Annotated in this window: 20 protein-coding genes and 1 pseudogene; 6 read left to right on the top strand and 15 right to left on the bottom strand. The window is 61.7% G+C overall.

Features of this window, described 5'->3' with window-relative positions; translation table 11 throughout:
* Nucleotides 1-36: 36 nt before the first annotated feature.
* The 4 genes and pseudogenes from ACZRMS_RS12150 to merR (ACZRMS_RS12165) form a co-directional block, all read right to left on the bottom strand.
* Complete coding sequence (locus ACZRMS_RS12150) at nt 37-627, bottom strand: TetR/AcrR family transcriptional regulator (RefSeq protein WP_003465041.1); 591 nt, start codon at nt 625-627, stop codon at nt 37-39.
* An 81-nt stretch (nt 628-708) separates the two neighbouring features.
* Nucleotides 709-1386 (bottom strand): GntR family transcriptional regulator, encoded by a 678-nt coding sequence (locus ACZRMS_RS12155; protein ID WP_016487046.1) that lies wholly within the window; start codon nt 1384-1386, stop codon nt 709-711.
* Between the two features lie 69 nt (nt 1387-1455).
* Nucleotides 1456-1653, bottom strand: a pseudogene (locus tag ACZRMS_RS12160) (SDR family oxidoreductase); the annotation flags it as partial.
* A gap of 91 nt (nt 1654-1744) precedes the next feature.
* Nucleotides 1745-2143 carry an Hg(II)-responsive transcriptional regulator gene (gene merR / locus ACZRMS_RS12165; RefSeq protein ID WP_003089120.1) on the bottom strand — a complete coding sequence of 133 codons (399 nt, stop codon included), beginning with the start codon at nt 2141-2143 and terminating at the stop codon, nt 1745-1747.
* A 74-nt stretch (nt 2144-2217) separates the two neighbouring features.
* Between merR (ACZRMS_RS12165) and ACZRMS_RS12170 the strand changes: the two genes are divergently transcribed.
* Genes ACZRMS_RS12170 through ACZRMS_RS12180 form a run of 3 tightly spaced genes read left to right on the top strand, consistent with a single transcriptional unit; the run spans nt 2218 to nt 3076 of the window.
* A complete protein-coding gene (locus tag ACZRMS_RS12170) occupies nt 2218-2568 on the top strand; it encodes a mercuric transporter MerT family protein (protein ID WP_003089115.1) in 351 nt (116 codons plus the stop codon).
* 12 nt (nt 2569-2580) lie between these two features.
* Nucleotides 2581-2856: a mercury resistance system periplasmic binding protein MerP gene (gene merP / locus ACZRMS_RS12175; protein WP_003150552.1), complete on the top strand. Its 276-nt coding sequence runs from the start codon at nt 2581-2583 to the stop codon at nt 2854-2856.
* A 7-nt stretch (nt 2857-2863) separates the two neighbouring features.
* Nucleotides 2864-3076 carry a GDCCVxC domain-containing (seleno)protein gene (locus ACZRMS_RS12180; RefSeq protein WP_003089113.1) on the top strand — a complete coding sequence of 71 codons (213 nt, stop codon included), beginning with the start codon at nt 2864-2866 and terminating at the stop codon, nt 3074-3076.
* 12 nt (nt 3077-3088) lie between these two features.
* Here ACZRMS_RS12180 and ACZRMS_RS12185 read toward each other — a convergent pair whose 3' ends face one another.
* Genes ACZRMS_RS12185 through ACZRMS_RS12195 form a run of 3 tightly spaced genes read right to left on the bottom strand, consistent with a single transcriptional unit; the run spans nt 3089 to nt 6735 of the window.
* Entirely contained in the window at nt 3089-6082 is a 2994-nt protein-coding gene (locus tag ACZRMS_RS12185; protein WP_003299771.1) for a Tn3 family transposase, read from the bottom strand.
* A 3-nt stretch (nt 6083-6085) separates the two neighbouring features.
* Entirely contained in the window at nt 6086-6496 is a 411-nt protein-coding gene (locus ACZRMS_RS12190; RefSeq protein WP_003463562.1) for a putative toxin-antitoxin system toxin component, PIN family, read from the bottom strand.
* Complete coding sequence (locus tag ACZRMS_RS12195) at nt 6496-6735, bottom strand: ribbon-helix-helix domain-containing protein (protein ID WP_003089107.1); 240 nt, start codon at nt 6733-6735, stop codon at nt 6496-6498. The genes ACZRMS_RS12190 and ACZRMS_RS12195 overlap by 1 nt, the downstream gene beginning before the upstream one ends.
* Nucleotides 6736-6832: 97 nt before the next feature.
* Between ACZRMS_RS12195 and ACZRMS_RS12200 the strand changes: the two genes are divergently transcribed.
* Entirely contained in the window at nt 6833-7447 is a 615-nt protein-coding gene (locus ACZRMS_RS12200; protein WP_000904941.1) for a recombinase family protein, read from the top strand.
* A gap of 52 nt (nt 7448-7499) precedes the next feature.
* Here the strand turns inward: ACZRMS_RS12200 and merE are convergent, their stop codons facing one another.
* From merE to merT, 6 genes are read right to left on the bottom strand one after another with little or no spacing between them, the layout of a single operon-like run.
* The gene (gene merE, locus ACZRMS_RS12205; protein ID WP_001087809.1) at nt 7500-7736 is read right to left on the bottom strand and encodes a broad-spectrum mercury transporter MerE; all 237 of its coding nucleotides are present in this window, start codon (nt 7734-7736) and stop codon (nt 7500-7502) included.
* Entirely contained in the window at nt 7733-8098 is a 366-nt protein-coding gene (gene merD / locus ACZRMS_RS12210; protein WP_010466447.1) for a mercury resistance co-regulator MerD, read from the bottom strand. Before merD ends, merE begins: the two co-directional genes overlap by 4 nt.
* Before the next feature lie 16 nt (nt 8099-8114).
* Entirely contained in the window at nt 8115-9761 is a 1647-nt protein-coding gene (merA, locus tag ACZRMS_RS12215) for a mercury(II) reductase (RefSeq protein ID WP_000136268.1), read from the bottom strand.
* The gene (merF, locus tag ACZRMS_RS12220; RefSeq protein WP_000654684.1) at nt 9758-10003 is read right to left on the bottom strand and encodes a mercury resistance system transport protein MerF; all 246 of its coding nucleotides are present in this window, start codon (nt 10001-10003) and stop codon (nt 9758-9760) included. The genes merA and merF overlap by 4 nt, the downstream gene beginning before the upstream one ends.
* A gap of 2 nt (nt 10004-10005) precedes the next feature.
* Entirely contained in the window at nt 10006-10281 is a 276-nt protein-coding gene (merP, locus tag ACZRMS_RS12225) for a mercury resistance system periplasmic binding protein MerP (protein ID WP_000735441.1), read from the bottom strand.
* A gap of 15 nt (nt 10282-10296) precedes the next feature.
* Nucleotides 10297-10647 (bottom strand): mercuric ion transporter MerT, encoded by a 351-nt coding sequence (merT, locus tag ACZRMS_RS12230; protein WP_001294667.1) that lies wholly within the window; start codon nt 10645-10647, stop codon nt 10297-10299.
* A gap of 71 nt (nt 10648-10718) precedes the next feature.
* Here merT and merR (ACZRMS_RS12235) point away from each other — a divergent pair, with 71 nt between their 5' ends.
* Together merR (ACZRMS_RS12235) and ACZRMS_RS12240 are read left to right on the top strand one after the other, a co-directional pair.
* Nucleotides 10719-11153 carry an Hg(II)-responsive transcriptional regulator gene (gene merR, locus ACZRMS_RS12235; protein ID WP_000429838.1) on the top strand — a complete coding sequence of 145 codons (435 nt, stop codon included), beginning with the start codon at nt 10719-10721 and terminating at the stop codon, nt 11151-11153.
* A 257-nt stretch (nt 11154-11410) separates the two neighbouring features.
* Nucleotides 11411-11968, top strand: coding sequence for a recombinase family protein (locus tag ACZRMS_RS12240; RefSeq protein ID WP_010466470.1), 558 nt, complete (start codon nt 11411-11413; stop codon nt 11966-11968).
* Nucleotides 11969-12447: 479 nt separating this feature from the next.
* Here ACZRMS_RS12240 and ACZRMS_RS12245 read toward each other — a convergent pair whose 3' ends face one another.
* Together ACZRMS_RS12245 and ACZRMS_RS12250 are read right to left on the bottom strand one after the other, a co-directional pair.
* On the bottom strand, nt 12448-12663 hold the full coding sequence (locus ACZRMS_RS12245; protein WP_010466472.1) for a helix-turn-helix domain-containing protein: 216 nt from the start codon (nt 12661-12663) through the stop codon (nt 12448-12450).
* A complete protein-coding gene (locus tag ACZRMS_RS12250) occupies nt 12660-13109 on the bottom strand; it encodes a KfrB domain-containing protein (RefSeq protein ID WP_010466474.1) in 450 nt (149 codons plus the stop codon). Before ACZRMS_RS12250 ends, ACZRMS_RS12245 begins: the two co-directional genes overlap by 4 nt.
* Nucleotides 13110-13116 lie beyond the last annotated feature (7 nt).

Below are 13116 nucleotides of genomic sequence, written 5' to 3' on the forward strand. Positions count from 1 at the left end.
AAATGACCAGTCGTCTTATTAATGAGGAAAAAAAACTCACTCCAATAGCCGAGGCAAGACCATCGATACGAAACGCTGCAGAGGTGCACCGTCGCGCAGGACCTTGCCGCGCATGACCGCACCTTCCCAGCCTTCGACGATGACACTGGCCAGCGCTTCGGCGTCGTGAGTTTCAGAGAGTTCGCGGCGCTGCTGCGCTTCACGCAGGCAGCTCGCGAGCAAACCTTCCCAGCGCGCCAGCACATCGGCCAGACGCTTGCGGGTTTGTTCGCTGCCATTGGACATTTCCAGGGACAGGTTGCCAATCAGGCAACCCAGGCTGTATTCATGCTCGCCGTGCTCGAGCACCAGGGCCTGGAAGAACTGGCCGATGCGCTCCAGCGGCTTGACCCGGGCGTCGTAGAAGATCGGCCCGTGGCGGGTTTCGATCGAGGTCCAGTATTCCTCGAGGATCTCTGCCGCGAAGTCTTCCTTGCTGGCGAAGTAGTTGTAGAAAGAGCCCTTGGGAATCTCGGCAGCGGCGGTGATGTCCTGGACGCCGCAGCCGTTGAAGCCACGGTTGTGAACCACCTGGCGGCCAATCGACAGCAAACGGGATCTGACTTCGAGGTTGACCGGGCGAGCCATGACAGAGACATCCAGTGATGAGAAAGTTTTAATAAACTAACTGGTCATCTATGTTTCGTCAACAGTCGAATTGACTGCCAATCAGTCCGCCTGCGCCATCTCGATGTACTCGAGCATCTTCTCGTTGCCATCGAGAATGTCACGGCAGATGGCCGCCCGTGCCGCCGCGCCATCGCGGCGCTTGAGTGCGTCGAGCACTTCCCAGTGATGGTCGATGGCCATGCGCTCGTTGAAGTTGCCATAGGCACGGGCGATCAGTGGGCCGGTGCGCATCCACAGGCTATCGAGCAAACCCGCCAGCACCGGCATGCGCGCGATGGTGGTCAGCGCGTAGTGAAATTGCTGATTGCACTTGAGAGCGGCTTGCAAGTCCTGGGCGTTGATCGCGGCGATGTTGTTTTCGATGCAGGCTTGCAGGTCTGCGAGTTCGCTGTCGGTCACCAGCGCGGCGGCCGTCTCCGCAGCCAGGCCTTCAAGCGCCAGGCGGATGCTGCGGATCTCGCCGTATTGCGCGGCGGTGAGGATGGGTACGCGGATGTCACGCGGGGTCTTGAGGATCAGCGCCTGTTCCTTGGCCAGTTGCAGGATCGCGTCGCGCACCGGTGTGACGCTGGTGCCCAGTTGTTCGGCCAGGTCGCGGATGCGCAGGCGGTCATCGGGCTGGAAACGCCCGGTGATCAGTGCCTCGCGCAGCAACTCGTAGATGCCACTGCCCAGGTAAGAGTGATTGAGGGTTTGAATAGGGTAGGGGTTGCTCATTGATCGCTCATCTGCGGCGGATGCCCGGCCCGAATGATGGAAGTTTCCGGCCGGGATTTCCAGATTATTTCAGACGTGCTGACCACCGTTGACATGAATCTCCGAACCGTTGATGTACGACGCGCCTCGGGTGCAGAGGAAATGCACCAGGGATGCGACTTCTTCCGGCTTGCCCAAGCGGTGCATGGGGATCTGCTGATCGACGATCAGTTCGGTCCCGGCAGACAGGATCGACGTCTCGATCTCACCCGGTGCAATCGCATTGACGGGGTTTGGGGAGCAATGGAACCAAAAACCAACGTAAGCTCTGAATCCCACCGTAAAGGGGCTTTCCGATCTCCAGCTCACCCGCCAGGCATTACTCTCTGATCAGTGCCTCGATGATCGGGCAGATCGTTCCGCCGTCTCCCGCATCACATTGCTGCACCAGTTCGCCTAACAGTTGCTGCATGACGACCAAGTCGGCCATCTTCTGCTCGATCAACGCGAGCTTGCGTGCAGCCCGTGCTCGCGTTTCGGCACAGGCGCACGACTCATCCAGCGTCAGCAGTCCACCGACTTCCGAGAGCGTGAAACCCAGCGCCTGAGCCCGCTTGATGAAACGCAGTCGCTTCACCATGTCCACCGGATAGCGCCGATGGCCACCCAAGGGTTTGGCTGGTTCATCCAGCAGCCCGCGTCGCTGGTAGTAGCGGATCGTCTCGACGTTCACCCCGGCGGCGTCTGCCAGCTTGCCAATGGTCAGCTCTGTGGCCATCACTTTCTCCTTGATTCCGTACTTTGGTACGGAGTTTAGAATAGCACCTAGGCAATCAGGCTCAGGAGATGGGAATGGGGATGCAACTCACCGGGAAAGGCTCGCTGGTCGCGAGTTCGCTGACCGCCATCGGTGCGTCGGTGTGCTGTGTCGGGCCACTGGTGCTGTTGGCACTCGGTGTCGGCGGTACGTGGGTGGGCGCTCTGACCATGATGGAGCCACTACGCCCCCTCTTCATCGGGTTGACTCTACTGTTCCTGGGATTGGCATTCCGCAAGCTCTACCTGGTGCCACAGGTTTGTACGCCAGGTACACCCTGCGCCGATCCGCGCACGCTCGTGCGACAGCGACTCGTGTTCTGGATCGTCAGCGTGCTGCTGCTCGGCCTATTGGCCGTGCCGTGGCTCGCCCCGCTGTTCTACTGAAGGAGATTAACCATGCGCAAACTGCTGATCGCCGTGCTTTTCGCCTTGCCCTTTGTGGCGCTGGCGGCTCCCCCGAAAACCGTCACGCTCGACGTGCAGAACATGACGTGCGGACTCTGTCCGATCACGGTCAAGAAGTCGCTGGAGAAGGTGTCCGGCGTGAGTGACGTCCAGGTCAATTTCGACCAGAAGACGGCGACCGTCACCTACGATCCCGATAAGGCCCAGCCCGAGGCACTGACTGAGGCGACCGCGAACGCGGGATACCCCTCCACAGTGCAGAAGTGAGGTCACGATGAGCGCCATTGTCCTTGAGTCCGTGCTGACTTGCCCGCGCTGCGGCTTCGCCAAGCCGGAAACCATGCCCACGGACGCCTGCCAGTTCTATTACGAGTGCAGCAACTGCAAGGCGCTGCTGCGCCCCAACCCAGGGGATTGCTGCGTTTTCTGTTCGTTCGGCTCGGTGAAGTGCCCGCCGATCCAGCAGCAGCTTGGGTGTTGCTCATAGCGTTTAGGGGGATCACAGGTCGTCGTCTGGATTACGCAGTGGCCGCAGCTCGCCGCGCGCAACTTCTTCCGGTACCGCAAAGGAATACCGCCCGAGCATGTTGATGTGCTCGTAGATCAGCGGCGATAGCCGGGCCAAATCCTCTTCCAGCACTGGATAGCCGTGCTGCTTGAGCCGTTCCACGGCCGCCGTCATGTAGAGGGTGTTCCACAGCACGATGATGTTCACCACCAGGCCCAGAGCACCGAGCTGGTCTTCCTGGCCTTCGCGGTAGCGCTGGCGGAGCTCGCCGCGTTTGCCGTGGAACACGGCGCGGGCCAGGCTGTGCCGGCCTTCGCCTCGGTTCAACTGGGTCAGGGTGGCGCGGCGCTTGGACTCGTCGTCGATATAGGTCAACGTGTGCAGAGTCTTTTCGATCCGCCCGAATTCGGCCAGCGCCTGGGCCAGCCGGGTGGGTCTATCTCCCGTTTGCAGCGTGCGCATGATGCCAGTCGCCGGCACCCGGCCGAGTTTGAGCGAGCCGGCCAGGCGCAGCAGGTCGTCCCAGTGCTCGGCGATCAGGTCGAGTTTGACCGACTGGCGGGCCAGCCCGTTGAGCTTGCCGTAGTCCGCGTCCGGGCGCGTGCGCCAGAAGCGGGTACCGCCGACATCGGCCAGCCGCGGACTGAAGTGGTAGCCAAGTAGGCGGAAGAGCCCGAACACCACATCGCTGTAGGCCCCGGTGTCGGTCATGATTTGCGTCGGCTGCAACTCGGTCTGCTGTTCCAGCACGACCGCCAGCAACACCAGGCTGTCGCGCAGCGTGCCGGGCACGGTGATGGCGTTGAGGCCGGAGAATTGGTCGGAAATCAGGTTGTACCAGGTGACACCCCGGCCGGTGCCGAAATACTTCGGATTGGGGCCGGCATGCACGGTGCGCACCGGTACGACGAAGCGCATGCCATCGGCGGAGGCGACCTCGCCGCCACCCCAGACTTGGGCCAGTTCCAGTTGGCTTTGCGCTCCGACCAGGATGGCGTTAGCCGCTGACAGGGTGTCGTCGCGGATATAATTCTGGCTGACCCAGGACAGCCGGTCACGGCGCAGCGCCGGGTTGTCGGTGCGGATCAAGGGCTCCAGGCCGGTGTTGCAGGCCCCGCCCAACAGCACCGCGCAGAGGCTGGTGACCAGGTTGTCGGCGCGTGCATTGCGTTCGGAGACATGGGTGAAGGCCTCGGAAAAGCCAGTGCGGGCGGCGATTTCCAAGAGGATTTCCGGCAGATCGACACGCGGCATCAGGTCAGACACGGCCGCCCGCAGTTGCAGCAACGAGCAGGGCTCGTCCAGCTTGTCCAGCGCCCCGAGCGACAGTTCGGTCTTGCCCTCGGTGTTCTCGCTCAGTTGAATCGCCGGGTTGTCGGGCAGGCGCGCGGCTACTGCCAGCCAGGTTGCATCCAGCTCGACGGACAAGGCGTCCAGGGTGGTTTTGGCGTCGATGGTCAGGCCCAGTGACCGGCAGATGATCGGTCGCGCCGCCAGCCATTCGGCACCGTCGAGCAGGCCAAGGCGCGGGTCGGCATAGCGCCAACTGGGCGAGACGAAGACATCGCGGCGGCGCAGGGCCGTGCGCAGCGCATCGAGCGTGCAGAACACATAGGCACCCATGTCGAGGGAGCCATCTTCGCGGGTGATGTGCTTCTGCCAAGCCTTGGCCACGATCTCCTGCGGCGCGTCATCCTCTGGCTTCCGGCGCGGCAGGTTCAGTTGCAGCCACTCCAGACTAGCCGCCACGCCCTTGCCGGCCGGGCTGAAGCCGAAGCGGATGTGCTTGAGCAGGTCGGGCAGGAAGCGGCGCACGCTGCGGTAGCGCGCTTCCAATGCAAGAAAATAGACGTCATCTACCGGGCGGATCAGCGCGTTGACCTCTTCCAGGGCCTTTTCCAGGGTGGTCCTCGGCAGGTCGTTGAACAGCCGGGCGCGCACGTTGTCATCGCTGATCGAGCTGTCCAGCACGACCTTGCACGCGGCGGCGAGCGTCGCGGCCGACCGATCCAGGTCTTTCAGGCTGCGCATGCGGGCTTTCTTGTCGGCCTTCTCCGCGTTGCTGAACAGGTCGCGCAGCAAGGCCTCCAGGACTTCCAGTGCGTCGTCGTGCGCAGTCGCCTCCAGGCAGAGTGCGAAGGCCACCAGTGTCGCCATCCGCCGCGACGCCGGCAGCCGATTAATCGCGGTGACCTTGGCCGTGTTGGCGAAGCGGGCCAGGGCGGCGATACGGCTGGGAGGGATGTGCGCCGCCGCCGGCAAGGTGATGCCGATGCCGCGCACGTCATCGAGCCGGCGCAGTGCCCGAATCAACGCGGGGCCACTGACCATGACCGGGCCGGAGCGCAATTGATCCAGCCGGGAGCTGCGGTTGCCTTCGGCCACCGTCAGCAAGTCTTGCAGTTGCAATCGCTGTTCCTCAGTCACGCTGCGGCCCAGCGTAAACCAGAGGCGTTCTTCGACCCGACTGCGCAACTGGGCGATAAAGCGCTCTAGTTGAGACACACCAGGCAGGAGGACTTTCTGTGTGAACAGCCACGAGGTGGCTCGCTCAAACAGCACTCCCGGCCGGTCGGTGCCCGTCCAGCAGAGGGCATACAGCCAGCGGCTCAAGCGAAAGCCGATGCCCGGATCGGTGAAATGACGATAGCCAAAGCGGTTCTGAATATCGGTGGCATGTATCCAGCGGCGATGATCGCTATAGCGCTGGAGGCAGTCGGGGTCTGGAATCGCCAGTTGTCGGCAAAGCACCTGCAGGACTTCCACCGGCACGGCGGCGGGCTTGTCCGGCAGAACGCCAACGAAGCGGACGGTGGTCAGCAGAACGGCATAACCCAGACGGTTATGGTTACCCCGCAGCACCTGGATGGCTTCACGGTCTTCATCGCTCAGGTGGAAGTAACGTTCCAGCTCTTCACGGCTGGGCGAATCAACATAGCGGCCAAAACCGTCGCGTTGCTCTTGAGTCAGAAAACCGACCGGCATTGATCACAGCACCTCGACGCAGAACACGGCGGGCGTGACGATCCGCGTGCGTTCGATGTGCCCGCGTTGCAGCAGGCCGGCGCGGCGATCACCGGTTATCAGGTAGTCCGCATCGCCCGCCAAGGCCATGGCCAGCAAAAACGAGTCATCCGGATCATCGGCTTCGACCTCGATGGTCAGGCGCTCCAGTACCACAGCCCGTTGCAGGTTATTGATCATGGCGCCCACCTTGGCGGGCTGTAGGATGGCCTGAAGCTTGGGATAGCGGCTGGCTCGACGAATTTCATCGAGTTGCATCCGCGAGGTCACCACCTCGAAACGCGCCGCCCGCCAGGCACGGTAGATCGCATCGGGCGCGCCATGTGGCGAGATCAGGGCGCTGAACAGGATGTTGGTATCCAACACGACCCGCATCAGCGCTTACGTGCCCAGTCGAGCGCTTCGTCAACCGCGTTGGTCAATTCTGCCTCACTCAGATGGGCGTTAGCGGCCTTGGCCTGCTCAGCGCTCAGCTCCAGGATGTGTGCCCGTACCGCTTCTTCGATGAAGCGCGACAGGTCGCCCTTACGGCCGCCGCCCTGGCTGGCCAGAAACATCCGAAGCGACTGGTCGGTGTCGGCCGAGACGGCGACATTCCAGCGAATGGTATTCATAGCGTTCTCCGCTAATAGGTGTTTGTGTGTTTATACGCCAATCACAAAGGGCGATGCAATGGTTCGACAAAACGAACGTATATGTGACAGGTACGACATGCTGATAGGCTACATGCGGGTATCGAAGGCGGACGGCTCCCAGGCTACCGATTTGCAGCGCGACGCGCTGATTGCCGCCGGGGTCGATCCAGTACATCTTTACGAGGACCAGGCATCCGGCATGCGCGAGGATCGGCCCGGCTTGACGAGCTGCCTGAAGGCGTTGCGAACTGGCGACACACTGGTCGTGTGGAAACTGGATCGGCTCGGACGCGACCTGCGACATCTCATCAACACCGTGCACGACCTGACTGGGCGCGGCATCGGCTTGAAGGTATTAACCGGGCACGGCGCGGCCATCGACACCACGACCGCCGCCGGCAAGCTGGTCTTTGGCATCTTCGCCGCCCTGGCCGAGTTCGAGCGCGAGTTGATCGCGGAGCGCACGATTGCCGGCCTAGCCTCGGCCCGCGCGCGCGGGCGGAAAGGCGGCCGGCCGTTCAAGATGACCGCCGCCAAGCTGCGGCTGGCGATGGCGGCAATGGGTCAGCCAGAGACCAAGGTCGGCGACCTGTGCCAGGAACTTGGCGTCACGCGGCAGACCCTGTATCGGCATGTTTCACCCAAGGGTGAGCTACGTCCAGATGGCGAGAAGCTACTCAGCCGAATTTGATGCCGGCATGAGGCAACGTAGCGACAGCGTGGTTTGTCTCAATGGGAAGCGCTCATGATCGATCTTTGAAGGCCCGCAGCAGTCGTGTCACAGACAGGACGAACAAACCGGTCAGCGTGAGGGCTGCGATACCCCAGTACTCTCCGATGAACGCGCCGGCCGTCGTGCCGGCCAGCACAATGGCGAGAATCGGCAAATGGCAGGGACAGGTGAGCACGGCCAGCGCGCCCCACAGGTAGCCGGTGATCGGTTTGTGCGTCTCGGACGGCAAGCGCTCGGGGCTGTTCATGGCAGACTCTCCGCGTGCTGTGCCGGCTCGGTCGGCATGGTGGCCAACTGCACCTCCAGATCGGCCAACGCTTCGCGCCGACGCTCGACGAACTGGCGCAGAACGGCAAGCTGCGCGGCCGCTTCATCGCCGTCCGCAGCATCCAGCGCCCGGCACAGCCGCGCCAGCGCGTCCAGGCCGATGCCCGCCTCGAAGGCCGCCCGCACGAAGCACAGCCGTTGCAAGGCGGCATCATCGAACAGGCCATAGCCGCCCGGGGTGCACGCCACCGGACGCAGAAATCCGCGCAGCAGGTAGTCGCGCACGATATGCACGCTCACCCCGGCATCAAGGGCCAGCCGGGACACGGTGTAGGCGCTCATTGAAAACCTCCTTTTTTTATCCAGCGCAGCAGGAAAGCTGCTTCACGTCCTTGTTGAAGGTCTGCGCCGCAAGCTTCAACCCCTCGACCATTGTCAGGTAGGGGAACAACTGGTCGGCCAGTTCCTGCACCGTCATGCGGTTGCGGATGGCGAGCACCGCCGTCTGGATCAGTTCGCCCGCTTCCGGGGCCACCGCCTGCACGCCGATGAGCCGTCCGCTACCTTCCTCGATGACCAGCTTGATGAAGCCGCGTGTGTCGAAGTTGGCAAGCGCTCGCGGAACGTTGTCGAGTGTCAGCGTGCGACTGTCGGTCTCGATGCCATCGTGGTGCGCTTCCGCCTCGCTGTAGCCCACGGTGGCGACTTGCGGGTCGGTGAACACCACTGCCGGCATCGCGGTCAGATTGAGGGCTGCGTCGCCGCCGGTCATGTTGATCGCGGCACGGGTGCCGGCGGCCGCTGCCACGTAGACGAACTGCGGCTGGTCGGTGCAGTCGCCGGCCGCGTAGATGTTCGGGTTGCTCGTGCGCATGCCTTGGTCGATAACGATGGCCCCTTGCGCATTGACAGTGACCCCCGCCGCGTCCAGCGCGAGGCTGCGCGTATTCGGTGCCCGACCGGTGGCAACCAGCAACTTGTCAGCGCGCAATTCACCGTGTCCGGTGGTCAGCACGAATTCGCCGTTCACATGGGCGACCTGGCTGGCTTGCGTGTGCTCCAGCACCTCGATGCCCTCGGCGCGGAAAGCGGCTGTCACGGCCTCGCCGATGGCCGGGTCTTCCCGGAAGAACAAGGTGCTGCGTGCCAGGATCGTGACCTGGCTGCCGAGCCGGGCAAAGGCTTGCGCCAGTTCCAACGCCACCACCGACGAACCGATCACGGCCAGGCGTGCGGGAATGGTGTCGCTGACAAGCGCTTCGGTGGAAGTCCAGTAGGGTGACTCTTTCAGGCCCGGAATCGGCGGCACGGCCGGACTGGCACCGGTGGCGACCAGGCAGCGGTCGAACGTTACCTCGCGCTCGCCACCCTCGTTCAAACGGACGACCAGGCTCTGGTCGTCCTTGAAACGCGCTTCACCGTGCAAAACGGTGATGGCTGGATTGCCGTCCAGGATGCCTTCGTATTTGGCGTGCCGCAGTTCATCGACACGGGCCTGCTGCTGGGCCAGCAGTTTGCTGCGGTCAATCGCAGGCACAGTTGCCGCAATACCGCCGTCGAACGGACTTTCCCGGCGCAGATGGGCAATATGGGCAGCGCGGATCATGATCTTGGACGGCACACAGCCGATATTGACGCAGGTGCCGCCGATGGTGCCGCGTTCGATCAGCGTGACCGTCGCGCCTTGCTCGACGGCCTTCAGCGCCGCCGCCATCGCGGCCCCGCCGCTGCCAATGATGGCGATATGCAAACCGGCGCCCTCAAGTGCATCACGGATTTTTGGTTCATCTTTGAAATCACCAACCCGGATCGAGCCTTGATAACCCAATGCGGCGATGGCGGCCAGCAGTTGGTTGTGGCTCACGGCGGTGTCTGCCATGACTTGCGCGCGGCTTTCTGGATAGGACACCACAGCGGCATTCACGCCGGGAATCTTTTCCAAAGCATCTTTGACATGGGTGGCGCAGGATGTGCAGGTCATGCCATTCACGGTGATTTCGGTCATTTTTTTACTCCATTGAATTTCGGGGTGCAGCAGGCATCGGCTTGGCGTTTTCGTTGGATGGCGTAGATGGTCAAGCCGATGAAAATCGCCAGCGCAGGCAGCAGCACATAGTCCAGATAGCCGGTCAGCGCGGACAAGCCGACCACACCGAGCAAAATGACCAGAACAGGGGTGAAGCAACACAGCGCCACGAGGGTTGTGCCAATGATGCTGACCCGCAGCAGTGTCTTCGGGTCTTTCATGATCAGTTCTTGACTGATGATGGGTAGCCCGCATCCTCGGTAGCCTTGGTCAGTTTCTGCACGCTGGTCTTGGCATCATCGAAGGTGACCACCGCTTCGCGCGTCTCGAAGGTCACGTCAACTTTACTGACGCCATCGACCTTGGAAATCGCCTTCTTGACAGTGATCGGACAGGCCGAGCAGGTCATGCCCGGTACGGACAGCGTAACGGTCTGGGTGGCGGCCCACACGGGGGCAACAACGGCAGCGAGGGCAAGGGCGGAAAGCAGCTTTTTCATGGTGAACTCCTGTGATCAATAGAAAAATGGCACGACGTAGGGAAATCCGAGCGCGACCAAAACCAGCACGGCCACGCCCCAGAAAATGAGCTTGTAAGTAGCTCGCACTTGGGGAATCGCGCAAACCTCACCCGGTTTGCAGGCGGCTGACGGCCGGTAGATGCGCCGCCAGGCGAAGAACAACGCCACCAGCGCCACGCCGATAAAGATGGGGCGATAGGGTTCCAACACCGTCAAGTTGCCGATCCAAGCGCCGCTGAACCCCAAGGCGATCAGAACCAGCGGCCCGAGGCAGCAAGCCGAGGCGAGGATGGCGGCCAGCCCGCCAGTGAAGAGCGCGCCGCGCCCGTTTTGAGGTTCAGACATACGTTTGTCCTTTCGAATCTGAATTGGATAGCTTAAGCTTACTTCCGTAGTTATGTACGGAGTCAAGCGATATGGAAAACAATTTGGAGAACCTGACCATTGGCGTTTTCGCCAGGACGGCCGGGGTCAATGTGGAGACCATCCGGTTCTATCAGCGCAAGGGCTTGCTCCCGGAACCGGACAAGCCTTACGGCAGCATTCGCCGCTATGGCGAGACGGATGTAACGCGGGTGCGCTTCGTGAAATCAGCCCAGCGGTTGGGCTTCAGCCTGGATGAGATCGCCGAGCTGCTGCGGCTGGAGGATGGCACCCATTGCGAGGAAGCCAGCAGCCTGGCCGAGCACAAGCTCAAGGACGTGCGCGAGAGGATGGCTGACCTGGCGCGCATGGAGGCCGTGCTGTCTGATTTGGTGTGCGCCTGCCATGCGCGGAAGGGGAACGTTTCCTGCCCGCTGATTGCGTCACTGCAAGGGAAGAAAGAACCGCGCAGTGCGGACGCGGTGTAGCCCGAGGGAACTACGCCTTAGCGTGCTTTATTTTCCGTTTTCTGAGGCGACTCCAACGTCAGAAAAGACCGTGCGGTCGACTTTTGATATTTCGTGCTGTCGCCTTCTGAAAGTGACACCAAGGCCCCGCAACGCGGGGCTTTTTTTGTCTCAAAACGCTTTCTCAAAAAAACTTTCTCAAATACCCTCGGGAGAACGAAATTTGAGAAGAAGGCCATGACCCACAGAACCCAGACCGCTAATCAGGTGGTCACCTGATGTTGATTGGCTACGCTCGCGTCTCAACTGTCGATCAAGACTTACGCCTCCAGCTCGACGCACTACAAGCGGCTGGATGCGACAAGGTTTTCACCGATAAGGCCAGCGGGAAGAAACTAGACCGCGCCGGCCTGATAGATGCACTGGCTTTCGCCCGCGAGGGTGACACGCTCGTCGTGTGGAAGCTGGATCGCCTTGGTCGTTCAATGAAAGGGCTGGTTGACCTTGCTGCCGAACTTGATGCGCGGAAGGTCGATCTTCGTTCGCTCACTGACGGTATCGACACCAAAGGAACCGCTGGACGCTTTTTCTTCCACGTCCTTGCCGCTATGGCGGAAATGGAGCGGGAATTGATCCTGGAGCGAACCAGGGCCGGCCTGGAAGCCGCTAGGCGTAGCGGAAAGGTCGGTGGCCGGCGTCCGGTAATGACCCCAGCAAAAACCGAGGCAGCACAAACGTTGCTGAGCAACGGGATGGACGCCAAGGAGGTGGCCATGTCCATCGGGGTATCGTTGCCAACTCTCTATCGACACCTGCCGGCGCGGGATCGGGAATAGGCCTCCGGCCGACCTGGCGTGAACCTGGACGTGATGAACAACTCCCACGGGTCAGGTAATGCGCCCCTGAAACCGCGTGTGTAGAGGGGGTGACAATTTGTCAGGGGGGACGCACGGATCGAGGTGGCCACCGACAAACTGGCGCGCTCCTGGACGTGATGAACAACTCCCACGGATCAGGTGATGCGCCCCTGAAACCGCGTGTGTAGAGGGGTGACAATTTGTCAGGGGGGCGCACGGATCGAGGTGGCTACCGACAAACTGGCGCGCTCCTGGACGTGATGAACAACTCCCACGGATCGAGGCGCTGGCCTTCGCCTGCTGACGCGAAGACGAAAAAAAGCCCTCAAGGCGAGGGCTTTGTAATAGGACGATCAGCGAGCGCGGTGCCACAGAAGTAGACGTGAGGGGGTGAGCACCTGGGCGAGTCTTGCGACTCCAGCCTGCCGCTGACCAAAGGTACAGCGGCGGCGATTCTACTACAGCGCTTTACCCCTGCGCCCGGTAATGACGTACAACACGTCAAAACCCAGCTGGTCGAGACTGGCCAAGGCCACCGCATCCGGGCAGCTCTTCCCTGCTTCGTAGTAGCACCAGGTGCGCCGGGAACAGCCAATCCTGGCAGCAGTCTCGGTGCCAGTCAGGTTGAGTCGAGACGCTTCCAGGGCTAAGCGCCGGCCGACAGCCTCTTTCACAGGGTATGCGCCTTTTTCGCTTGCAGCTTGGCCCCTTCCTCCTGGCTCAGCTCTGCTTTGACCTTGCCAACACCTCGGCTATAGGACACCTCGTAGCACTTGCCCACTACCGGCTCCTTCTCGAACAGCTTGCGATCATGCTGGACGATTCCCTTGGGGCCGAACTGATAGACATGCTTCTGGTCAACGTGCAGCACCTGTCCACCGTAGGTTTGCGGGTGGACGTTCTTGGCTGGATTAGTGGCGTCGCTCAGTTGGTGGATGCCTTTAGGCAATCCTGCCTCTGGCTGTACCTTCATGGTGACCCAGCCCGGTTCTCCATCTTTCCCCGCACCAGGTACAACCTGGTCGATCTGACGGCTGCCATTCAGCACTACGATTTTCACGCTGCCTTCGGGCTTCATGAGAACGCCGGCATCGCCGTTATTGCGGTTTGCAATTTTCATTACCACT

The sequence above is a fragment of the Pseudomonas sp. B424 genome, from assembly GCF_055408345.1.